The 22,293-nt window shown below is 62.4% G+C and carries 16 protein-coding genes; 11 read left to right on the plus strand and 5 right to left on the minus strand.

All coding sequences use genetic code 11. The features are described from left to right. Positions 1 to 76 precede the first annotated feature (76 nt). On the minus strand, positions 77 to 1,033 hold the full coding sequence (rfaD, locus tag ACJJV2_RS17110; RefSeq protein ID WP_131431083.1) for an ADP-glyceromanno-heptose 6-epimerase: 957 nt from the start codon (positions 1,031 to 1,033) through the stop codon (positions 77 to 79). Between the two features lie 169 nt (positions 1,034 to 1,202). Here rfaD and glyQ point away from each other — a divergent pair, with 169 nt between their 5' ends. The 5 genes from glyQ (at position 1,203) to ACJJV2_RS17135 (ending at position 6,972) form a co-directional block, all read left to right on the plus strand. Then, a complete protein-coding gene (glyQ, locus tag ACJJV2_RS17115; protein WP_107335756.1) occupies positions 1,203 to 2,159 on the plus strand; it encodes a glycine--tRNA ligase subunit alpha in 957 nt (318 codons plus the stop codon). Positions 2,160 to 2,161: 2 nt separating this feature from the next. Next, the gene (gene glyS, locus ACJJV2_RS17120) at positions 2,162 to 4,231 is read left to right on the plus strand and encodes a glycine--tRNA ligase subunit beta (RefSeq protein ID WP_405282338.1); all 2,070 of its coding nucleotides are present in this window, start codon (positions 2,162 to 2,164) and stop codon (positions 4,229 to 4,231) included. A 376-nt stretch (positions 4,232 to 4,607) separates the two neighbouring features. Beyond that, positions 4,608 to 5,237: a D-glycero-beta-D-manno-heptose 1,7-bisphosphate 7-phosphatase gene (gmhB, locus tag ACJJV2_RS17125; protein ID WP_153634999.1), complete on the plus strand. Its 630-nt coding sequence runs from the start codon at positions 4,608 to 4,610 to the stop codon at positions 5,235 to 5,237. A 137-nt stretch (positions 5,238 to 5,374) separates the two neighbouring features. Beyond that, entirely contained in the window at positions 5,375 to 5,887 is a 513-nt protein-coding gene (luxS, locus tag ACJJV2_RS17130; RefSeq protein ID WP_043331647.1) for an S-ribosylhomocysteine lyase, read from the plus strand. A gap of 155 nt (positions 5,888 to 6,042) precedes the next feature. Beyond that, positions 6,043 to 6,972: an alpha/beta hydrolase gene (locus tag ACJJV2_RS17135; RefSeq protein ID WP_405282339.1), complete on the plus strand. Its 930-nt coding sequence runs from the start codon at positions 6,043 to 6,045 to the stop codon at positions 6,970 to 6,972. Positions 6,973 to 7,131: 159 nt separating this feature from the next. On the opposite strand, the gene gyrB is transcribed toward ACJJV2_RS17135, so the two are convergent. The 4 genes from gyrB to dnaA form a co-directional block, all read right to left on the minus strand. After that, positions 7,132 to 9,549 (minus strand): DNA topoisomerase (ATP-hydrolyzing) subunit B, encoded by a 2,418-nt coding sequence (gyrB, locus tag ACJJV2_RS17140; protein ID WP_043331649.1) that lies wholly within the window; start codon positions 9,547 to 9,549, stop codon positions 7,132 to 7,134. A gap of 19 nt (positions 9,550 to 9,568) precedes the next feature. After that, positions 9,569 to 10,654: a DNA replication/repair protein RecF gene (gene recF, locus ACJJV2_RS17145; protein WP_405282340.1), complete on the minus strand. Its 1,086-nt coding sequence runs from the start codon at positions 10,652 to 10,654 to the stop codon at positions 9,569 to 9,571. 177 nt (positions 10,655 to 10,831) lie between these two features. Continuing rightward, a complete protein-coding gene (gene dnaN, locus ACJJV2_RS17150; protein ID WP_043331653.1) occupies positions 10,832 to 11,935 on the minus strand; it encodes a DNA polymerase III subunit beta in 1,104 nt (367 codons plus the stop codon). Between the two features lie 145 nt (positions 11,936 to 12,080). Then, positions 12,081 to 13,568, minus strand: coding sequence for a chromosomal replication initiator protein DnaA (gene dnaA, locus ACJJV2_RS17155; protein WP_405282341.1), 1,488 nt, complete (start codon positions 13,566 to 13,568; stop codon positions 12,081 to 12,083). Between the two features lie 887 nt (positions 13,569 to 14,455). On the opposite strand from dnaA, the gene rpmH reads away from it, so the two are divergent. The 6 genes from rpmH to ACJJV2_RS17185 all read left to right on the plus strand — a co-directional run bounded on the left by rpmH (position 14,456) and on the right by ACJJV2_RS17185 (position 22,249). Continuing rightward, positions 14,456 to 14,590, plus strand: a complete 135-nt coding sequence (gene rpmH, locus ACJJV2_RS17160; RefSeq protein WP_043331656.1) for a 50S ribosomal protein L34 — start codon at positions 14,456 to 14,458, stop codon at positions 14,588 to 14,590. An 11-nt stretch (positions 14,591 to 14,601) separates the two neighbouring features. After that, positions 14,602 to 14,991 carry a ribonuclease P protein component gene (rnpA, locus tag ACJJV2_RS17165; protein ID WP_052384306.1) on the plus strand — a complete coding sequence of 130 codons (390 nt, stop codon included), beginning with the start codon at positions 14,602 to 14,604 and terminating at the stop codon, positions 14,989 to 14,991. 119 nt (positions 14,992 to 15,110) lie between these two features. Continuing rightward, positions 15,111 to 16,775: a membrane protein insertase YidC gene (gene yidC / locus ACJJV2_RS17170; protein ID WP_405282342.1), complete on the plus strand. Its 1,665-nt coding sequence runs from the start codon at positions 15,111 to 15,113 to the stop codon at positions 16,773 to 16,775. A gap of 210 nt (positions 16,776 to 16,985) precedes the next feature. Next, entirely contained in the window at positions 16,986 to 18,404 is a 1,419-nt protein-coding gene (mnmE, locus tag ACJJV2_RS17175; protein WP_043331660.1) for a tRNA uridine-5-carboxymethylaminomethyl(34) synthesis GTPase MnmE, read from the plus strand. A gap of 135 nt (positions 18,405 to 18,539) precedes the next feature. After that, on the plus strand, positions 18,540 to 20,435 hold the full coding sequence (locus ACJJV2_RS17180) for an ABC transporter ATP-binding protein (protein ID WP_405282343.1): 1,896 nt from the start codon (positions 18,540 to 18,542) through the stop codon (positions 20,433 to 20,435). Next, positions 20,432 to 22,249: an ABC transporter ATP-binding protein gene (locus tag ACJJV2_RS17185; RefSeq protein ID WP_405282344.1), complete on the plus strand. Its 1,818-nt coding sequence runs from the start codon at positions 20,432 to 20,434 to the stop codon at positions 22,247 to 22,249. Before ACJJV2_RS17180 ends, ACJJV2_RS17185 begins: the two co-directional genes overlap by 4 nt. The last annotated feature ends 44 nt before the right edge of the window (positions 22,250 to 22,293 follow it).

A 22,293-nucleotide genomic window follows, 5' to 3' on the forward strand; every position in this document is an offset into this window, starting at 1 on the left:
TTGCCCTGCCCCATCGCCCTTGCGAGGCAGGCGCTCACCCTCAGTCCCCACGCGCTCGGTCCACACGTGCTCGGACTCAGCGATTCAGCCATTCGAGATAGGCGCGCGTGCCCTGGGCAACGGTCTTGAATTCGACGTTGCAGCCGGCCTTGCGCAGCTTGCCGATATCGGCACGCGTGAAGCTCTGGTAGCGGCCCTTGAGGTTTTCCGGGAAGTCGATGTACTCGATCTCGCCCTTCTCGTAGTACTCGATGACGGTCTCGGCGATCGCCTTGAACGGCTCGGCGCGACCGGTGCCCAGATTGAAGATGCCGGAGGCTTCCGGGTGATCGAGGAACCACAGGTTCACGTCGACCACATCACCGACATAGACGAAGTCACGGCTCTGCATGCCGGCATCGTAGCCATCGTAGGCGCCGAACAGCTTGGGGTTCTCGCCCGCCTTCACCTGGGTGTGATGGTGATAGGCAACGCTGGCCATCTTGCCCTTGTGCTGCTCACGCGGGCCGTAGACATTGAAATAGCGGAAGCCGACGACCTGGGTGGTCAGGCTGTCCCAGCGCTGGCGCACGTGCTGATCGAACAGCAGCTTGGAGTAGCCGTAGACGTTGAGCGGACCTTCGAACTCCGGCGTTTCCTTGAAGACCTGGCTGTCGCCGTAGGTCGCCGCGGAGCTCGCGTAGAGGAAGGGAATCCGGTTCGCTTCGCAGAAGTTGAGCAGCACCTTGGAGTACTCGAAGTTGTTCTCGAGCATGAACTGGCCGTCCCACTCGGTGGTGTCCGAGCAGGCGCCTTCGTGGAAGATCGCCTCGATCTTCGGCAACTCGGCATACTCGCCCATCAGGCTCGACTGGACACGAATCAGGAAGTCGTCCTTGTCGAGGTAATCGGCGATGGTCAGGTCCGCCAGATTGACGAACTTGGTGCCGTCACTCAGGTCATCCACCACCAGGATATCGGTGCGGCCGCGGTCATTGAGTGCCTTGACGATATTGGCACCGATGAAGCCGGCGCCTCCGGTAACGACGATCATTTGAGCTCCCTGAGCCTCTAGAGGCTTGTAGGCAACGCGCGCGTTCAGTAACGCGACACATCAGAATTTGGAAATGGCACGCACTCGGTTTCGTCTGCGGCCTATAACCCGATAAGCGGGGATTGTATACTCGGCAGTTCTCGAATTCATGGGCCAACGGGCTTCACCAATGACACAGCCAGACGTGAAAACCTTCCAGGGCCTGATTCTGGCCCTGCAGCAATACTGGGCCGAACAGGGTTGCATCATCCTGCAACCATTGGATATGGAGGTTGGCGCGGGGACTTTCCACCCGGCGACCTTCCTGCGCTCCATCGGTCCTGAAACCTGGAACGCTGCCTACGTGCAGCCTTCCCGCCGTCCCACCGACGGCCGCTACGGCGAAAATCCCAATCGCCTGCAGCACTATTATCAGTTCCAGGTGGTGATGAAGCCGTCACCAGCCAACCTGCAGGAGCTCTATCTGGGCTCGCTGGAGCGTCTGGGCATCGACCCGCTGGTCCACGACATCCGTTTCGTCGAGGATAACTGGGAATCTCCGACGCTGGGTGCCTGGGGCCTCGGCTGGGAAATGTGGCTCAACGGCATGGAAGTGACCCAGTTCACCTACTTCCAGCAGGCAGGTGGCATCGAATGCTTCCCGGTCACCGGCGAGCTGACCTACGGCCTCGAGCGCATCGCGATGTACCTGCAGGACGTGGACAGCGTCTACGACCTGATCTGGACCACCGCCCCGGACGGCTCCGTCGTGACCTATGGCGACGTCTTCCTGCAGAACGAGAAGGAGCAGTCGGCCTACAACTTCGAGCACGCTGCCGTGCCGGAGCTGTTCGCGGCCTTCGATCACTGCGAGAGCGAGTGCCAGAAGCTGCTGACCGCCAACCTGCCGCTGCCGGCCTATGAGCAGGTACTGAAGGCATCACATACCTTCAACCTGCTGGATGCGCGTCACGCCATCTCCGTCACCGAGCGTCAGCGCTACATCCTGCGCGTGCGCACTCTCGCCCGTGATGTGGCCCACGCCTATTACGATTCGCGCAAGGCCGCCGGCTTCCCGCTGGCCCCGCAGGCGCTGCGTGATGAGCTGCTCGCCGCCGATGACACCACTACCGAGGGAGACGCGTAAGCATGGCCTCCGTGAATACCCTGCTGATCGAACTGGGCTGCGAAGAACTGCCGCCGGGCGCCATCGACGCACTCGCTGACAGCCTCGCCAACGGCCTCGCCGATGGCCTGCGCGACGCCGAAGTCGCCTTCGGTCAGGTACGTGCCTACGCCACACCGCGTCGTCTGGCGGTGATGATCGAATCCCTGGCCGAGCGCCAGCCGGACCGCGAGATCGAGAAGCGCGGACCGGCCAAGGCCGCCGCCTTCAAGGATGGCGAACCGACCCGTGCGGTGCAGGGCTTCGCCCGCTCCTGCGGTGTCGAAGTCAGTGATCTGATCGAGCTGGAAACCGACAAGGGCACCTGGCTCGGCTATCGTCACACCCAGCCGGGCGAGCATCTCTCCGCACTGCTGCCGGCCATGCTGGAGCAGGTCGTGGCTCGCCTGCCGGTGCCGAAGAACATGCGCTGGGGTGCCTCACGCATCGAGTTCTCGCGTCCGGTGCATTGGCTGGTCGCGCTCTACGGCAGCGAAGTGATCGAGGCCAGCGTGCTCGGCCTCGACTCCAGTCGCACCACCTTCGGCCACCGCTTCCATGCACCGCAGGCCATCACGCTGGCGCACGCCGAGGACTACCTCGACGCGCTGGAAGATGCCCGTGTGCTGGCCAACCGTGAGGTGCGCCGTGAGCGTATCCGCGAACAGGTCCAGGCCGAGGCAGAAGTCTATGGTGCCAACGCCGTCATCGAGGAAGCCCTGCTCAACGAGGTCAACGGCCTCGTGGAATGGCCGGTGGCGCTGACGGGCACCTTCGACGAACGCTTCCTGGAAGTGCCGGCGGAGTGCCTGATCTCCTCCATGAAGGCCAACCAGAAGTACTTCCACCTGCTGGACAACGACGGCAAGCTCAAGCCGGCCTTCATCACCGTCTCCAATATCGAGAGCAAGGACCCGCAACAGGTCATCTCCGGTAACGAGAAGGTGATTCGTCCGCGTCTGGGCGATGCCGCCTTCTTCTACGAGACCGACCTGCGCAGCACGCTGGAATCGCGTCGCGAGAAGCTCGAGAGCGTCGTCTTCCAGCAGAAGCTGGGCAGCATGGCCGAGAAAGCCCGTCGCAGCGAAGCCGTGGCACGCCACATCGCGGAACGCATCGGTGCCGATGTCGACCACGCCGCACGTGCCGCACAGCTGGCCAAGACCGACCTGGTCACCGAGATGGTGCTGGAGTTCCCGGAACTGCAGGGCATCATGGGCCACTACTACGCCCGTCACGATGGCGAAGATGCCACCGTCGCTCTCGCGCTGGAAGAACAGTATCTGCCGCGCTTCGCCGGCGATGCGATCCCCACGACCAAGGCCGGCATGGCGATTGCCCTGGCCGACCGTCTCGACACCCTGACCGGCATCTTCGGCATCGGTCAGCGTCCGACCGGCGCCAAGGACCCGTTCGCACTGCGTCGCGCCACCATCGGGGTGCTCAACATCCTGATCAAGGGTGAGCTGGACCTCGACCTGCGCGAGCTGCTGACCGTCAGCGCCGAGCAGCATCGTGATCTGCCCAAGGCCGAAGGACTGGTCGAGGACGTGCTCGAGTACATGCTCGATCGCTTCCGCGCCTGGGCCAGCGATGAAGGCATGGGTGCCGAGCTGTACCTGGCCGTGCGTACCCTGAAGATCAGCAATCCGCTGGACTTCGCACGTCGTCTGCGTGCCGTGCACGCCTTCGGCGAACGTCCGGAAGCCGCTGCCCTGGCTGCAGCCAACAAGCGTGTCTCCAACATTCTCGCCAAGGCCGAGCACGATGGTCGCACCGAGGTGGATGCGAGCCTGTTGAGCGAGCCGGCCGAGCAGGCACTGGCAGACGCCCTGACGGCACGTGGCGCGGAAGTGGCACCGCTGTTCGCCGCGGCGCGCTACCAGGAGGCCCTCGATGCACTGGCCAGCCTGCGCGAACCGGTCGATGCCTTCTTCGATCAGGTGATGGTCAACGCCGACGATGCCGCCGTGCGCGCCAATCGTCTGGCGATGCTGGCCAGCCTGCAAGGCCTGTTCATGGGTGTGGCCGACATCAGTCTGCTGACCCAATAAGAACTGCCGATCCACGGTGTCTCTGACATCGGTAACTCGCAGTCTCTGCAAAAGAACCCCGCCACGGCGGGGTTCTTTTGCATCCGCGGTCCCGAAATGCCGTGTTGCGTGACAGGATTTCACGCAACACGGCAGCGATGTCACAAATTCTGCCTTGATCCCCTACCTAGGTCGCACTAGTATTCCAGTATAGAAACAGTGTTCGAAAAGCGCGGCAGCCTGTCGCACCACGCACTTCGACCACTCGGCGCCATTTGCCCATCCCCACGTGCGAGCGTCATCTTGTGACTCGGCTCACAATTTTCCAGGCAAAGCGGCGACCCCTGACAAGCAGCCCGGCTGACGCCCCTGACTGCCCTGAAGTGAAGAGTTGACCATGCAAAAACTGATCGTGCTCGACCGTGATGGTGTCATCAATGAAGACTCCGATGCCTTCGTCAAGAACGCCGAGGAGTGGATCGAATACCCCACTTCCATCCAGGCCATCGCCCGCCTGACCCGCGCTGGCTATACCGTGGCCGTGGCGACCAATCAGTCCGGCATCGCCCGTGGCCATTTCGGCCACCGCGAACTCGACCAGATGCACACCAAGATGATGCAACTGGTGAAGGAAGCCGGTGGCGATATCGCTCACATTGCCTACTGCCCGCATGGCCCGGACGACGGCTGCGATTGCCGCAAGCCGGAACCCGGTCTGCTCCATCAGATCCAGGATGCCCTGCAGATTCCCGACTTCGAAGGTGCCTGGATGCTGGGTGACAGCCTGCGTGACCTCATCGCGGGCCAGAAGGCCGGCTGTCGCGCCGCGCTGGTGATGACCGGCAAGGGCCAGAAGACGCTGGCAGATGGCGAGGGACTCAAGGACGTGCTGGTAGTGGCCAACCTGGCCGACTTCACCAACCGCCTGCTCGATGGTGAGCTCAATCACCCCATGTCGGATGGTGAGCCGGGAAAGTCCCAGCGCCGCTGCGTGAGCTGTGAAGCCGCTGCCGAAAGCTATCTGTGAGGCGCGCCTGCCCTGCGAGAACCCTGCGCACGGCGCGCTTGCCTCTCTAATCAGTAGCGGCGATATGCTACCCTTCAGACATGAATCCGGGCGGGCAACTGCCTGCCTGTCTCACTTCCTCATGCTGGAGGCTTCACATGCCACTGCTGGATAGTTTCACTGTCGATCACACCATCATGAAGGCGCCTGCCGTGCGCGTGGCCAAGAAGATGGGCACCCCGAAAGGCGACAACATCACCGTCTTCGACCTGCGCTTCTGCGTGCCGAATGAAGAGATTCTCTCCGAGAAGGGCATTCACACCCTCGAGCACCTGTTCGCCGGCTTCATGCGCGAGCACCTCAACGGTGATGACGTCGAGATCATCGACATCTCACCGATGGGTTGCCGTACCGGTTTCTACATGAGCCTGATCGGTGAACCGGAAGAAGCTCGCGTTGCCGCTGCCTGGTCTGCAGCCATGCAGGACGTGCTCAACGTGGCGCGTCAGGAAGAGATCCCGGAGCTCAACGTCTATCAGTGCGGCACCGCACAGATGCACTCTCTGGAAGAAGCCAAGCAGATCGCCAGCAACATCCTGTCCCGCGATATCGGCGTCAACCGCAATGACGAGCTGAAGCTGGATGAAGGCTTCCTCAATCAGGCGCACTGAGTCTTGAGGCAGCAAGCCTTGAGACATCGAGCCTTGAGGCACGGGGCTTGATCAGCCTGTCGAGTGCGCCGAGCACTTGAACGAAAAAGCCCGCTATCTGACCGGTTCAGATAGCGGGCTTTTTTCATGACGTGACATCCGAGCGAGTGTAGTCAATGCCAGATTCCAGCAGCCATGCCTTTGATTTCACGACCTTCCTGGCAGACAAGGAAGCGTGGTCAGCGCCGAATGAACTCGCCCCCTACCGCTGCCGCGATGACAGCAGCCTGGGCTGTCGCCATTATCCCGCAGCAGGCATGTCAGAGTGCCGCTCACACCTCATCCTGCTGCATGGCTCCAGTGCTGACAGCCGTTATCTCGCATCGCTGGCAACGCGCCTGGCTGAGGCTGGTCATCATGTGCATACGCCGGACTTGCGCGGCCACGGCCCAGCTCCGCAGCGACGTGGCGACATCGACCACCTGCTTCAGCTCGAGGAAGATCTCGAGGACCTGATCCTGTCGCTCGAGCTACCAGCCGATGCCAGAGTCATTGTCGCTGGCCACTCTGCCGGAGGCGGCCTGGCACTGCGCTTCTCGGCCGCTGTCTGTCAGCGCCAGCGTGCCAACATTCCGCTGCACGGCGTGATATTGCTGGCACCGTACCTGCATCATCTCGCGCCCAACATGCGCCGTGATTCCCGCTGGGCACAGCCACGCATCGCGCGGATGCTGGCCTGCGCACTCCTGAACCGGCTCGGCATCCATCGCCTGGATCATATTGAGGTCCTTGGCTTCAATATCCCGCCAGAGTACCGCGATGCACATACCACCGACGCCTACTCGTGGCGCTTGATGACGGGCCTCAATCCTCGCGACTATCAAAGTGACCTCAAGGCGCTCGCCCATCATCAGCTGCCAGTGCTGGCGCTGATCGGCGAGCATGACGAGGCGTTTCATGCCGAGCACCTTGCTCAATGTCTGCAACCCCACCACCCCGCGGCGCAGGTGGAAGTCCTCGAGACAATTGATCACCTGGGGCTTGCGACGTCCTCCATCACGGCAGAGCGAATCACCGCCTGGCTGGCCGAGCAACGCACCGGCTGAGACGACACCCTCGGCCGTGACCGAGCCCTACTCCTCGCTGTTATCCTTGCCCCTGATTGCGGCAACACGCACATGCAAAAACGGCCCCTGATCGAAGATCAGGGGCCGTTTTTCTAGCCCGGCTTGGCAAGACATCCGCCAAGCGCTAGCTCAACGCCATCAGACGTCGAGGTTGGCCACCAGCGCGAAGCGCTCGATGAAGTCACGGCGCGGTTCGACTTCATCACCCATCAGGGTGTTGAACATCTGATCGGCACCGATCGCATCCTCGACGGTCACACGCAGCATGCGACGGGACTCCGGATCCATGGTGGTTTCCCACAGCTGATCCGGGTTCATCTCACCCAGCCCCTTGTAGCGCTGGATGCTGAAGCCACGTGCCGCTTCCTTCATCAGCCAGTCGAGGGCTTCGTAGAAGGTGACAACTTCCTTCTTGCGCTCACCGCGCGAGACGTAGCTGCCAACTTCCAGCAGGCCTTCCAGCATGTTGCCCAGCTCACTCATCTCGCGGTAGTCGGCGGACTTGAAGAAGTCGACATCCCACAAGTAATCGCTGCTGACACCATGTGCCGTCAGCGTCACCGCCGGCAGATAGAGATTGCGCTCGCCGTCGTGGCTGAGAGTGAAGCTGTAGTGCGGGCCACCCTCATAGGCAATCAGGTCATCCATTTCCTTCTGGAGACCATCGATCCAGCCTTGCACCTGAGACTGGTCCGCGAGTGCTGCCTCATCCAGATGCGGAGCGTGCACGATCTTGCGCAGCACGGCAGACGGATAGACACGCGCCAGACGATCGATGCGCTTCATCACGCCACGATACTGGTTGACCAGTGCTTCCAGCTGAGCGCCGGCGATACCCGGGGCATCAGCGTTGACATGCAGCTTGCCGCCGTCCAGCGCCGTAGCGGTCAGATAGTCCTGCAGCGCCTGCTCGTCCTTCAGATACTGCTCATGCTTGCCACGCTTGATCTTGTAGAGCGGCGGCTGGGCAATGAAGATATGACCGCGCTCGATCAGCTCCGGCATCTGACGGAAGAAGAAGGTCAGCAGCAACGTACGGATGTGCGAACCATCGACGTCGGCATCCGTCATGATGATGACGGAGTGATAGCGCAGCTTGTCGGGATTGAACTCTTCACGACCGATACCGCAACCCAGCGCGGTGATCAGCGTGCCAACCTCGGCAGACGACAGCATCTTGTCGAAGCGCGCCTTCTCGACGTTGAGGATCTTGCCCTTCAGCGGCAGGATCGCCTGGGTACGACGATCACGCCCCTGCTTGGCGGAACCACCAGCGGAATCACCCTCGACCAGGTACAGTTCGGAGAGACTCGGGTCCTTCTCCTGACAGTCAGCCAGCTTGCCCGGCAGACCTGCGATATCCAGGGCGCCCTTGCGACGCGTCATATCACGCGCCTTGCGTGCGGCTTCACGCGCCCGCGCCGCATCCAGCATCTTGTTGACGATGCCCTTGGCTTCGTTGGGCTTCTCGATCAGATACTCGGAGAACAGACGGCCCATTTCCTGCTCGACGGCTGTCTTGACCTCGGAAGAGACCAGCTTGTCCTTGGTCTGCGAGGAGAACTTCGGGTCCGGCACCTTGACCGAGATGATCGCGGTCAGACCTTCACGGGCATCATCCCCGGTCGTACCGACCTTGGATTTCTTGAGCAGACCTTCCGCCTCAATATAGCTATTGAGCGTACGCGTCAGTGCCGCACGGAAACCGGCCAGGTGAGTCCCGCCATCGCGCTGAGGAATATTGTTGGTGTAGCAGAAGATATTCTCGGCGAAGCCTTCATTCCACTGCATCGCCACTTCGACGGCAATGCCATCCTCGCGCTCCATCTCGAAATGGAACACCGGATTCAAGGGCGCCTTGTTGGTGTTGATATGGTCAACAAACGCCTTGAGGCCACCTTCGTAGTGGAACAGCTCTTCCTTGCCGCTGCGCTCGTCAATCAGACGGATGGCGACACCGGAGTTCAGGAAGGACAGCTCGCGCAGACGCTTGGCCAGAATCTCGTAGTGGAATTCGATATTGGCAAAGGTCAGCGGGGAAGGCTTGAAGCGTACCAGGGTACCGGTCTTCTCGGTCTGGCCCACGATGCCCAGCGGCGACTGCGGCTCGCCATGGCGATAGATCTGCTCGTGGACATTGCCCTGACGCCAGATGGTCAGCTTGAGCTCTTCGGATAGCGCGTTGACGACCGAGACCCCAACACCGTGCAGACCGCCGGAGACCTTGTAGGAGTTGTCATCGAACTTACCGCCTGCGTGCAGCACGGTCATGATGACTTCCGCTGCGCTGACGCCTTCCTCTTCATGGATCTCGGTCGGCACACCACGACCGTTGTCGCTGACGGAAACTGACTCGTCGGCATGAATAACGACCCGGACTTCGCTACAGTGACCGGCCAGCGCCTCGTCGATGGAGTTATCCACCAGCTCGAACACCATATGATGCAGCCCCGTGCCGTCATCGGTATCACCGATATACATGCCGGGGCGCTTGCGTACGGCATCCAGGCCCTTGAGGACCTTGATGCTTGATGAGTCGTAAGCCTGTTCGCTCATTGGCTTCTCCGTCGTGAAATCATTCCGTGTGCAGTCGCCCGTGTTCCACGTGAAACATCCTGACATCAGTGTTCGGCAACCATACCCGATCCAATGTTTCGGGTTCGACGCAGGTCACGAAGACCTGGCACTCGAGGCCTGCCAACAGCTGGCAGAACAGACGGCGATGCTCGCCATCCAGTTCCGCCGGCAGATCGTCGATCAGGTAGACACAGGTACGTCCGTTCATTTCTTCGAGCAAGCGACCCTGAGCCAGCTTGAGAGCGCTGACCACCAGCTTCTGCTGACCGCGAGACAACACCTCGACTGCAGGGCGTCGTCCCAGGCGAATACGCAAGTCGGCGCGTTGTGGGCCAGTCTGGGTAAAGCCCATATGGCTATCACTGTCGCGCCCTGCTGCCAGCACGTCGCCCAGAGGGCGCTTGGCATCCCAACCGCGCTGATAGCGCAGAGTCAGCTCGGGTAAATCAATCAGCTCGGCAAGCGTGGCTTGAAACAGAGGCGCCAGCGCCTGCATATATTCCATGCGCAGGGCATCAAGACGCTCGCTCCAGTGAGCAAACTCTCGATCCCAGACGTTAAGTGCCTGAACGTCCATCTTACCATGCCTGAGCAGTGCGTTCCGATGTTTGAGCGCCCGACGCACGCGGCGCCAGACGTCAAAGAAGTCGTGTTTCACGTGAAACACACCCCAATCAAGGAACTCACGTCGGGCAGAGGGCGACCCCTCCAGCAACCGGAAGGCATCCGGATTGATCAGCTGCAATGGCAAGGCCTGAGCCAGCTGGGCGACTCGCTCGACCTTCTCGCCATCCAGCCGCATCTCCAGCCCATCTGCGGCCTGATCACGCCTTACCCCCAGGGGGCGCGGTGGATCGCCTGCCAGGCGGCCAAACAGCGTCATTCCCACCGTGTCATGCGCAATGGCATGCTTGAGCTTGTGCGTGCGAAAAGAGCGCGCCAGCCCCAGCACATGGATACCTTCCAGCAGACTCGACTTGCCACTGCCATTGGCACCACTGACCAGATTCACCCCTTTTCCCGGCGCCATATCGACTGTCGCCAGGTTGCGCAGATTCTGGAATTGGAGTCGTTCAAGCGCCATGACGGCCTCATTCGATAGAGAGAAAGAGCCCTGGCCCGCCTTCGGGGCTCAAATACGACAACACCCGCCATTCAGGAGTGAAAATGGCGGGTGTTGTCGAGGCTCATTCTGCGATTGCGCGCGTCAATCGCGCCACAATTACGATTCAAGGTACTGATTTAAATAGCAATTACGATATTACAGACGCATCGGCATCACTACGTAACGCGCATCGCCACCACCCGGCTCTTCCAGCAGCGCTGAGCTGTTGGCATCGGACAGCGTCAGCTGTACGCGATCGGCATCCAGCACTCCCAGCACATCGATCAGGTAACCGACGTTGAAGCCGATCTCGAGGCCAGCCCCTTGATAATCAAGGGCAATATTCTCTTCGGCCTCTTCCTGCTCGGGGTTGTTGGCCAGCACACGCAGGTTGCCGGCCTCCAGATAGAGGCGCACGCCACGGTACTTCTCGTTGGAGAGGATCGCGGTGCGCGACAGTACCTGACGCAGCTCGGCACGCTCGGCCACGATGACCTTATCACCGCCACGCGGGACAACGCGCTCGTAATCCGGGAACTTGCCGTCCACCAGCTTGGAGGTGAAGGTGAAGTCGCCGGTCTGGGCACGCACGTGCGTCCCGCTGACCGTCAACGTCATCAGCTCATTGCTGCCGTCGAGCAGGCGCGTCAGCTCAAGGATACCCTTGCGCGGGATGATCAGCTTCTGCGCTTCCGGCACGCTGATGTCAGCGGCCTGCTCGCAGACGGCCAGGCGGTGACCATCGGTCGCCACGGTACGCACCAGGTTGCTGGTCAGTTCCAGCAGCATGCCGTTGAGGTAATACCGGACATCCTGTTGCGCCATCGCGAAGGAGGTCGCGTCGATCAGATGCTTGAGGGTGCCGCGCGGCAGGCTGACGGTGATATCGCCCTGACCATCATCGATGTTCGGGAACTCGGCCACCGGCAAGGTCGACAGGGTGAAGCGTGAACGGCCGCTGCGCAGAATGGCACGCCCTTCTTCCAGCGCGAGAATGATCTCGCTGCCTTCGGGCAGTGACTTGCAGATATCCATCAGCTTGCGCGCCGGCACCGTCGCGGAACCCGGCTCATCGACACGGCTGGGCTCGACACGCCCGATCAGCTCGACCTCAAGGTCAGTCCCGGTCAGCGACAGCTGCTGATCGGACACTTCAAGCAGCACATTGGACAGCACCGGCAGTGTCTGGCGACGCTCGACGACACCCGCCACCAGGGACAGCGGGCGCAGCAGGGCTTCACGCGAAATGGCAAATTTCATGGAGACTCCACTCTCTGGAAACGGGGCAATGCTCGCTGACAGGCAGCGCGCACGCAAAAGAAATTCGGGGCCGCGACAGGCAAGCCCGGAGCACAGCAGGCCGATAGCGTGATTGTCGCCAACCCGACCTGCCGCTGCAATTCGATCAGCTGGTCAACAGACGCAGCAGATTCTTGTAGTCCTCGCGGATATCGGCGTTCTCTTCACGCAGCGAGGCCACCTTGCGACAGGCATGCAGCACCGTGGTGTGGTCTCGCCCGCCGAAGGCATCGCCGATTTCCGGCAGGCTGTGGTTGGTCAGCTCCTTGGCGAGCGCCATCGCGACCTGACGCGGACGGGCGACGGAGCGCGAGCGGCGCTTGGAGTGAAGATCGGAAATCTTGATCTTGTAGTACTCGGCCACGGTGCGCTGGATATTGTCCACACCCACCTGCTTGTCCTGCAGTGCCAGCAGGTCCTTCAGGGATTCACGGATGAAGTCCTGATTGATCGCGCGGCCCATGAAGTGGGAGTCGGCGATGACCTTCTTCAAGGCACCTTCCAGCTCGCGCACGTTGGAGCGGATCTTCTGCGCGATGAAGAAGGCGGCATCGTGAGGCAGATCGACCTTGGCCTGATCGGCCTTCTTCATCAGGATCGCGACGCGCGTCTCGAGCTCCGGCGGCTCGATGGCGACGGTCAGCCCCCAGCCGAAGCGTGACTTGAGACGCTCCTCGACCCCATTGATCTCCTTCGGATAGCGGTCCGAGGTCAGGATCATCTGCTGACCGCCCTCGAGCAACGCATTGAAGGTGTGGAAGAACTCCTCCTGGGAGCGCTCCTTGCCAGCGAAGAACTGGATGTCATCGATCAGCAGCGCATCCACCGAACGGTAGAAACGCTTGAAGTCATTGATGGCATTGAGCTGCAGTGCCTTGACCATGTCCGCCACGAAGCGCTCGGAATGCAGGTAGACCACCTTGGCATTCTCGCCGCCCTGCTTGGCCAGATGATTGCCCACCGCGTGCATCAGGTGGGTCTTGCCCAGACCCACGCCGCCATACAGGAACAGCGGGTTGTAGGCGCCGCCGGGATTCTCCGAGACCTGACGCGAGGCCGCGCGGGCCAGCTGGTTGGACTTGCCTTCGACAAAGGTTTCGAAGGTGAAGTTCGGATTCAGGCCACTGGAATGCTTGAGGCTACCTTCTACCTGCACCTGGCGCGTGTTGCGACGCGGTGCCTGTTCCCGGGCGCCATCGCCGGCAATCTCACGCTCTTCCGCGAAATTGCCCCGCGGTGGCGTATGCACGGAAGGGGCACGCGGGCTCGGCATCTGGCCCGGCGCTTGCGCCTGAGCAGATACCGGCGACGCAGCCGCGCCTTCCGGACGCGGGTTCGAGACGGTCCGGCGGCTACCGACGCTCAGCTCGACCTTGGGCGGCTTGCCCGGTGCCAGCTCACGCAGCAGCTCGTGAATTCGTTTGAGGTACTTGTCATTGACCCAATCACGCACGAAGCGGTTGGGGGCGAGCAGGCACAGCTCTCCGCTGTCGCCTTCCTCAGCCTGCAGGGGACGAACCCAGGTATTGAACTGCTGTGAATTCAGCTCGTCTTGCAGGGCGTCAAGACATTGTTGCCAAAGTGCGAGCGACACGCGACCTCACATCCAGTTGTCGAAGGGGCGGCCATTGTATAGGCCAAGCCACGAGTTATCCACACGACATCTGCCGCAAAAAGCACTGTGGACAACATCGGTATTCTTCAAGTATCCGCATCGGGACAGGCTGGGGAGCATCCGCGCACAAGATTTCGACTGTGGACAAGACGACAGTTATGCACATGGCCATACACAGGCTGAACGCAGGTTGCCCACCACTTATCGCCAGAGCTGTCCTATCGACATGCAATTGAGCAAGATAGGAAAAAACAGGTTATCCACAGCAACTGCCTTCCTTAATAGTTATTGGTTATTCAGAACTACTTCCTTGTAGTAATGACAGCAGACCCGCGATCTTCGAATCACGCGAGGTGCGAGGGGCTGCGATCGCGCCGACAGAATCCCGGGTTATCCACTGCGACTTTTCGGCGCGCCTGACACGTCAGGGACGGAAGTGCACAACCGCTCGTCAGAAACGCGAGTCCTTGAGGCTCACGACCGAACACAGGACTTGCACCCTTCCCGCGCATCGCCATGGCGGGCGATGCCAATCACTCAGCCCCACTGAGCGCTGAAAAAGCGCTGATCGCTTGCCTGGTGAGCGGTGCCTGTTGGCTCAAGGACGCCAAATCGACTTTTTTTGTGCCCGAAGGCCTGTCTTGCGCGTGATCCGCGTGAGACACGAAGCGCCATATGGCGGGCGGCGTAGACGATATCTGTCGTCAAATGCCGCGAACGGGCTGTGGACAACTTCCAACGCGACATTGCAAGCCACTTGCAGATTCACTAGAATCCCTGCCCCTGACCAATCTGCCCTGTCCTCATGTGGATACAGGGCAACATTCGTTGACCTTTTCCAAACAACCACGTGGGAAGAAGCAGCTATGAAACGCACATTTCAGCCGAGCGTCCTGAAGCGCAAGCGCACACACGGTTTCCGTGCTCGTATGGCGACCAAAGGTGGCCGTGAGGTCATCCAGCGTCGTCGTGCGAAAGGCCGTAAGCGTCTGAGCGCCTGATCGAGGCCCGGATGTCCCGTCAGGGATTTCCCCGGCAGCTTCGCTTGCTGACTGCCGGGGATTACCGGCACGTCTTCGATCACACCACCCTCAAGGTACACGGCAAGGGGCTTCTGGCCCTGGCGTGTCCGAATGACCTGGGACATGCCCGCCTGGGGTTGGTGTTCAGCAAGAAGAACGTGCGCCGTGCCGTAGATCGCAACCGCCTCAAACGTCTGACGCGCGAATCCATTCGCCTCCGCCAGCAGCGCCTTCCGGCCGTCGACATCGTCGTACTGGCCAAGCGAGGCGTGACCGAGCTGGACAACGAGACTCTGCATCGCCAGCTGGACGGCATGTGGGCTCGTCTGGAGAAGGACGCCAGACGCCAGAAAGCGGCCAAGTCAACGCCACCTGCCTGACGCGACACCTGCCCGGTGCGTCCGGCATGTGGCGTTTTTTTCGTTATACGCCCTACCGTTCGTGACCGGACTCATCTGACTCCCCGCCAGATTGATTCACCCTCCAACGGGTATACACCATGGACGTCAAACGATTACTCCTCGTGATTCCGCTTGCGGTTGTCGCCTATCTGATGGTGGTCCAGTGGAACAAGGACTACGACCAGCCGGCTGCGGAAACACAGGCTCCCCAGGTTGCCTCTCAGGCCGCCAATGCCACTGCGCAAGGCCTTGAAGCCCCAAGCAGCAGCACGACTGCCAATGGCGATACCGGCCTCTCCACGCCGGATAGCGCAGCAAGCACCCCGAGCAACAACCTGATTGAAGTCAAGACTGACGTGCTGGACCTGCGTATCGATCCGCAGGGCGGTGACGTGGTCTATGCAGCGCTGCTCGAGCACAAGCAGAACAACGCTTCCGAGTCGCCCTTCGTGCTGCTGTCCGACAATCAGTCACGCAGCTACGTGGCCAAGTCCGGCCTGCAGCTGGATGGCCACAAGGGCCGTATCGCCTTCTCTGCCGACAGCAACAGCTACAGCCTTGCCGAGGGTGACAACAGCCTGCAAGTGGACCTGAAGGCCGACATCAATGGTGTTGCGGTCATCAAGCGCTTCACCGTCAGCCAGGACAGCTACCAGATCAAGGTCGACTACCTGCTGGACAACCAGTCCCAGCAGCCGGTCAATGCTCGCTTCATCGGTCAGCTGGCCCGCGACAACAGCGCGGACCCGACCTCCGGTGGCGGCATGGGCATGAAGTCCTATCTGGGTGCGGCGTTCTCTTCTGAAGAGAACCACTACCAGAAGGTCGATTTCGAAGACATCCAGGACGGCAGCTTCAAGAATGTCGACGTCCAGGGTGGCTGGGTGTCCATGATCCAGCACTACTTCGTGTCTGCCTGGGTGCCGGCTGACAACCAGAAGAACCTCTACTACGCCAACGTCGACAAGCAGAACCGCAATGTCGCCGCCTTCGCGAGCCCGACGACCCAGATCGCCGCGGGTCAGCAGGCTGAGCTCGGCGCGACCCTGTTCGTCGGCCCGAAGGATCAGGACCAGCTGGAAGCGACCGCTCCCTACCTGGAACTGGTCGTCGACTTCGGCTGGCTGTGGTTCCTGGCCAACCCGCTGTTCTGGCTGCTAGAGCACATCCACGCGCTGGTCGGCAACTGGGGTGCCTCCATCATCCTGCTGACCGTTCTGGTCAAGGTCGTGCTGTTCCCGCTGTCCGCGACCGCGTACCGCTCGATGGCCAAGATGCGCAAGATGGGCCCCGAGATGCAGCGCATCAAGGAGAAGTACGGCAGCGACCGCCAGAAGGTCTCCCAGGAGATGATGAAGTTCTACCAGACGGAGAAGATCAATCCGCTGGGGGGCTGTCTGCCGATCGTGATCCAGATGCCGGTCTTCATCGCCCTGTACTGGATGCTGATGGAATCCGTTGAACTGCGCCACGCGCCGTTCATGCTGTGGATCCAGGATCTGTCAGTGAAGGACCCGCTGTTCATCCTGCCGATCGTCATGGGCCTGACGATGTTCATCCAGCAGCAGCTGAACCCGACGCCTCCGGACCCCACCCAGGCGAAGATCATGAAGATGCTGCCGATCGTCTTCACCTTCTTCTTCCTGTGGTTCCCGGCAGGTCTGGTGCTGTACTGGATCGTCAACAACACGCTGTCGATCGCTCAGCAGTACGTCATCACCCGTCAGATCGAGAATGCCGAGCCAACCAAGAAAGGCGCATGATGCCTTTCAGGTTCGCCTGACATGACTCACCCACGACCCTCGCCTCGGCGGGGGTCGTGGCGTTTCAGGGCCCTGATTCCGGGGCTGCGCCGACACGCCCGCCGCAAGGCGCCTTTCCCGTCACCCCGCTTGCTGTCACGGGCCTCCAGCCGCGACAATAGCGGCCATCTCCTTACATCTTCATTCCGGCTTCGCGCCCGAGGTTTGTGCATGTCTACCGCCTACCAGCCTGACTCCATCGCGGCCCTGGCCACTCCGCCCGGCCGTGGTGGCGTCGGCATCATCCGTGTCTCCGGTCCGGCCTGTCAGGCCATCGCTCAGGCCATGCTGGGCCAATGCCCGCCGGCCCGCCGTGCCCACTATGGTCCCTTCATGGGACTGGATACCCAAGGCAACCCCATCGCCCTCGACGAAGGCATCGCGCTCTACTTCCAGGGCCCGAATTCCTTCACCGGCGAGGACGTGCTGGAGCTGCAAGGGCACGGCGGCCCGGTGATCATGGACCTGCTGCTGGAGCGCTGCGTGCAGCTGGGCGCGCGCCTGGCGCGCCCCGGTGAATTCAGCGAGCGCGCCTTCCTCAACGACAAGCTGGACCTCGCCCAGGCCGAGGCCATCGCCGACCTGATCGACGCCAGCTCACGCGCGGCGGCCGAGAATGCGCTGCGCTCGCTCAAGGGCGAGTTCTCGACGCGCGTCAGCGCGCTGGTGCAGCGCCTGATCGAGCTGCGCATCTACGTCGAGGCCGCCATCGACTTCCCCGAAGAGGAAATCGACTTCCTGGCCGACGGCCATGTCGCGGCGCGCCTCGATGAGGTCAAGGCCGAGCTGGTGGGCGTGCGAGCCGCTGCCAACCAGGGCGCTCTGATGCGCGAGGGCATGACGGTGGTGATCGCCGGCCGCCCGAACGCCGGCAAGTCGAGCCTGCTCAATGCGCTGACCGAGCAGGACACCGCCATCGTCACCGATATCGAAGGCACCACCCGCGACGTGCTGCGTGAGCACATCCATCTCGACGGCATGCCGCTGCATATCATCGATACCGCCGGGCTGCGCGACACGCCGGACGCCGTCGAGCGCATCGGCGTGCAGCGCGCCTGGGACGAGATCGAGAAGGCGGACCGCGTCCTGCTGCTGGTCGATGCCGCGACCACTTCGGCGACGGACCCGATGGAGATCTGGCCGGAATTCGTCGCGCGCCTGCCGGACCCGTCCCGCCTGACGCTGGTCCGCAACAAGATCGACACCAGCGGCGAGACGCCGGGGCTGACCGCCATCACCGCAACGCAGGATGGCGATGCCGAGCTGGCACGCCACCAGGCCAGCGTGGTGCGCATCTCGGCGCGCGACAATCAGGGCCTCGATGCGCTGCGTGATCACCTCAAGGACATCATGGGCTTCACCGGCACGGCAGAGGGTCGCTTCAGCGCCCGCCGCCGCCACCTGGATGCGCTGGAGCGCGCGGGCGAATCTCTCGACAACGGCGACGCCCAGCTGCATGGCGCCGGCGCCGGCGAGCTGCTGGCCGAAGACCTGCGCGCCGCCCAGATGGCGCTGTCCGAGATCACCGGCGAATTCTCCGCCGATGATCTGCTCGGGGAAATCTTCGGCAGCTTCTGCATCGGCAAGTGATCGCGCCGAACTGACTCCCGCCCACAGGCGGGCTCTCTTGCCGACAGTGCTTGCGTCTGGCTGTCTCCCTCTCGTTATACTGCCTCTCGACCCCTCCGAGTGGCGGAGGCGGGCAGGGGCAGACCGGGAGCCGACATGGCGGGACGCGCGACATCGAACAGACCGCAGGATGCCCATCGCGAGTCCCGTGACTCCAGTGCCTCTCTCCCGCCGGCCCCCGCCGCCGAGCTGACTACCGGGCCTCTCCCCGAGGCCCCGTTGCGCCACCTGCTGCTCGACTTCTTCACCCGCCATTGGCCCCGCTATCTGCTGGCCATCGCGTTCCTGATCGGGGTCGCGGGGCTGAATCTGCTGTTGCCGTGGGCGATCGGCGCCACCATCGATGCGTTGCGTGATGGCAGCCTCGACCACGAGGCCTTGCTGAGCCGCCTGTTGTGGCTGGTAGGCGCGGGGCTCGCGCTCTATGCGCTGCGCTATGCCTGGCGCGTGACGCTGTTCGGCACTGCCTATCAGCTGGGGACGGAGCAGCGTGATGCCTTCCATGCCAAGCTGACGCGCCTGGACCCCGGCTTCTATCAGCGCCATCGCACCGGAGACCTGATGGCGCACGCCAGTCAGGACATCGATGCCGTGGAGATGGCCGCCGCGGAAGGCGTGCTGTCCAGCGTCGATGGCGCCATGACCTTCGTGCTGGTGCTCGGCATCATGCTGATCGCCATCGATGTGCCACTGACGCTGCTCGCCCTGTTGCCCTTCCCCTTCATGGCCTGGGCCTTCGCACGTATCTCGCGACGGATCGGAGAGCGTTTTCGCGAATCGCTGGAGCGCTTCTCGGACCTGAATGACCAGACCCAGGAAGCCTTCGCCGGCATTCGCATGCTCAGAAGCCATGCCTTGCTGGAGGATGAAGGCGCAAGATTCTCGCAGCGTGCCGCCGCCGCCGAAGCCGTCGATTATCGCGTCCAGAAGCTGGAGGCGGCCTTTGATCCGGTGGTGTTCATTGCGCTCTCGGCAGCGACGCTGCTGACGCTGGGTGTGGGGAGCTGGCGCTATCTGGATGACGCCATCACCCTGGGCCAACTGACCAGCTTCACGCTCTATCTGGCGCAGCTGATCTGGCCGATGTTCGCGCTTGGCTGGTGCCTGAATATCCTGCAGCGCGGCGCGGCAGCCGCACGGCGGCTGGCCACCTTCCACGCCGCGCCACAAGCCCTTGAGGACAGCGGCACTCTGGACGAGGTCAGTGACCACTCACTACGCCTTGAAATCAATGAATTCCACTACCCGGGCAGCCAGCAACGTGCTCTAGGGCCCCTCTCCCTGCAGGTGGCGGCAGGGGGGAGTCTGGGGATCGTCGGCGCGACCGGCAGTGGCAAGTCCACCTTGCTGCGTCTGCTGTCGCGCAGCTGGCCTCTGACGCCTGAGCAAGGGGTCTTGACGCTCGGCGGCAGAGAAGCGAGTGAGTACACACTATCTGCCTGGCGCCAGCAGTTCTCACTGGTCCCCCAGGACCCGTTCCTGTTTGCGCTCTCGGTAGCCGACAATGTCGCCCTCGCCTGCCCCGAGGCCTCCGACGAGCGAATTCGAGAGGCGCTGCGCGCGGCAGCCTTCGAGGAAGATCTGCGCCGCCTCCCCCAGGGGTTGGAAACGCTGGTGGGTGAGCGAGGCATCACGCTCTCTGGCGGCCAGCGTCAGCGGCTGGCACTGGCACGCAGCCTGCTCAGCGAGGCGCCGATCCTGCTGCTGGACGACACCCTGTCGGCGGTCGACCAGGTCACCGAACGCACCCTGCTGAAGACTCTCGCGCGCCTGCAGCAACCCGATCACCACGGCCTCAAGCGCACGCTGATCATCAATTCCCATCGCCTGTCTGCCGTGCAGGCCTGCCAGCAGATCCTGGTGCTCGAGGATGGGCGCATCCTGGAACAGGGCGATCACGCCAGTCTGCTGGCCGCCCGCGGCGCCTACTGGCGCCTATGGCAGGCCCAGCAGGTCAACCGCGAAGACGATGCCAAGGCGGAGCGCTCATGAGCCACGATGCCGCGACACGACCCGACACCCTCAGCGGCACTCGCCTGCTCAGCCGACGGCGGCTGGCATTGCTCTGGCAACCGCTGGGCAGGCGCCGCGCAGAGGTCCTGCGCGCGCTGTTGATCCTGATCGCGGCGACCGTACTGGATGTGCTTGGCCCGTGGCTGACCCAGCGCTATCTGGATGACTACCTGATTCCCGGCAACCTCGCCCCCGAGGCCCAGGCAGGCTTGGTGGCCATCTATGTGATCACCCAGCTGGGCGCCGCCGCCGGACGCTATTTCCAGCAGCTGCGCTTTGCCCGCCTGGCCCTCGCCAGCGTGCGCGATATCCGTGAGCGAGTCTTCACACACCTGTTGCATCAACCACTATCGACCCTCGACAATATCGCTGCCGGTGAATTGGTGGCCCGCGTGACCAACGACACCGAGTCGCTCAAGGAGCTGTATATCGGGGTGCTGGCGACACTGATCGGCAATGTGGTGCTGTTGATCGGCATCCTGTCGGCGATGGCCCTGATGGATGGCACCCTGGCGATGATCGCGACGGCGCTGGTCCCGCTCTCCATCGGCATGATCTGGCTGTATCAGCGCTTCTCCGGGCGCGCTGCACGCGAGGTGCGCCGCCTGCGTGCCTTGCAGAATGCCAGAATCGCCGAGGCGATCGGCGGCATGAGTGTGCTGCAGGCAAGCGACCAGACCGAACGCTTCAGTCAGCGCTATCACCACCTCAACGTCTCCCAGTATCAGGCGCGCATGCGCACGGTGCGTGTGTCGGGGCTGCTGTTGCGTTCGGCCATCGACCTGATGGCGATGCTGATCACGCTCTCGCTGGTCGCCGTGTTCGGGCTGCGCGAACTGGGGGGCGGTGCGGAACTGGGGGTGCTCTACGCATTCATCGCCTGGTTGGGACGCATCAGCGAGCCCCTGATCCAGATCACGCAGCGACTGCAGGTCTTCCAGTCGGCGCTGGTGGCGACAGGCCGGCTGGAAGAGGTGCTGGACCGGCCACGCGAGACGCCTGAGCCAGACACGCGCGCCGCGAGGAAAGCCACGCGTGGGCACACGGACAACGCCGTGATAGCGAGTGGTCACTATCAGCTCGAGCAGCTGACGTTCCGCCATCAGGGTGCGGAGGGTCCGGCCCTCAATGGACTGACGCTTGCCATCGAGAGCGGTGAGTTTCTCGGCGTGGTCGGCCCGACGGGCAGCGGCAAGTCCACCCTGCTCGACCTGCTCAGCGGGCAGCGCCCTGCCCCGGCGCCTCAGCTGCTGCTGGATGGTCGTCCGCTGATGGAGTGGTCGGCTCAACAACGCGCTACCGCGATAGCCGTCGTCCCGCAGGAGCCCTTCATCCGCGCCACGACACTGCGCGACAACCTGCTGCTGGGGCGTGAAATCAGCCAGCAGCACCTGTCACGGGTTCTGCACAAAGCGCATCTGACGCCGCTGGTCGATAGTCTGCCGCTGGGGCTCGACACCATGCTGGGCGAGCGCGGCCTCAGTCTCTCCACGGGCGAGCGTCAATTGCTGGCGCTCGGACGCGCACTGGTCACGACACCACGCGTGCTGTTGCTGGATGAGGCCACCGCCAGCATCGATAGCCATACCGAAGCCCTGTTGCAGCAGGCACTGCATGAGCTGCGTGGCGAAGTGACCTTGATCGTGGTGGCACACCGGCTTGCCACGGTGCGTGATGCGGACCGCCTGCTGGTGCTGGAACAGGGCTGCATCACCCAGCTGGGGACCCACGATGCCCTGATGGCAGAACCCGGCCTCTATCGGCGGCTATGGCGGGAAGACATCGCGCACTGATCAGGCCACTGGTCACCAAAATACAAACGCCCCCGCGATCTAGA

This window comes from Cobetia sp. Ld8 (assembly GCF_045066615.1).
In the GTDB taxonomy this organism is placed as follows: domain Bacteria; phylum Pseudomonadota; class Gammaproteobacteria; order Pseudomonadales; family Halomonadaceae; genus Cobetia; species Cobetia amphilecti.

Coding starts and splice junctions, on each gene's coding strand:
- recF (WP_405282340.1), bottom strand. CDS start 10,654: ATGGCGCTTGAACGACTCCAATTCCAGAATCTGCGCAACCTGGCGACA.
- gyrB (WP_043331649.1), bottom strand. CDS start 9,549: ATGAGCGAACAGGCTTACGACTCATCAAGCATCAAGGTCCTCAAGGGC.
- gmhB (WP_153634999.1), top strand. CDS start 4,608: ATGCAAAAACTGATCGTGCTCGACCGTGATGGTGTCATCAATGAAGAC.
- luxS (WP_043331647.1), top strand. CDS start 5,375: ATGCCACTGCTGGATAGTTTCACTGTCGATCACACCATCATGAAGGCG.
- ACJJV2_RS17185 (WP_405282344.1), top strand. CDS start 20,432: ATGAGCCACGATGCCGCGACACGACCCGACACCCTCAGCGGCACTCGC.
- dnaN (WP_043331653.1), bottom strand. CDS start 11,935: ATGAAATTTGCCATTTCGCGTGAAGCCCTGCTGCGCCCGCTGTCCCTG.
- ACJJV2_RS17135 (WP_405282339.1), top strand. CDS start 6,043: ATGCCAGATTCCAGCAGCCATGCCTTTGATTTCACGACCTTCCTGGCA.
- glyQ (WP_107335756.1), top strand. CDS start 1,203: ATGACACAGCCAGACGTGAAAACCTTCCAGGGCCTGATTCTGGCCCTG.
- yidC (WP_405282342.1), top strand. CDS start 15,111: ATGGACGTCAAACGATTACTCCTCGTGATTCCGCTTGCGGTTGTCGCC.
- rfaD (WP_131431083.1), bottom strand. CDS start 1,033: ATGATCGTCGTTACCGGAGGCGCCGGCTTCATCGGTGCCAATATCGTC.
- ACJJV2_RS17180 (WP_405282343.1), top strand. CDS start 18,540: ATGGCGGGACGCGCGACATCGAACAGACCGCAGGATGCCCATCGCGAG.
- rpmH (WP_043331656.1), top strand. CDS start 14,456: ATGAAACGCACATTTCAGCCGAGCGTCCTGAAGCGCAAGCGCACACAC.
- rnpA (WP_052384306.1), top strand. CDS start 14,602: ATGTCCCGTCAGGGATTTCCCCGGCAGCTTCGCTTGCTGACTGCCGGG.
- glyS (WP_405282338.1), top strand. CDS start 2,162: ATGGCCTCCGTGAATACCCTGCTGATCGAACTGGGCTGCGAAGAACTG.
- mnmE (WP_043331660.1), top strand. CDS start 16,986: ATGTCTACCGCCTACCAGCCTGACTCCATCGCGGCCCTGGCCACTCCG.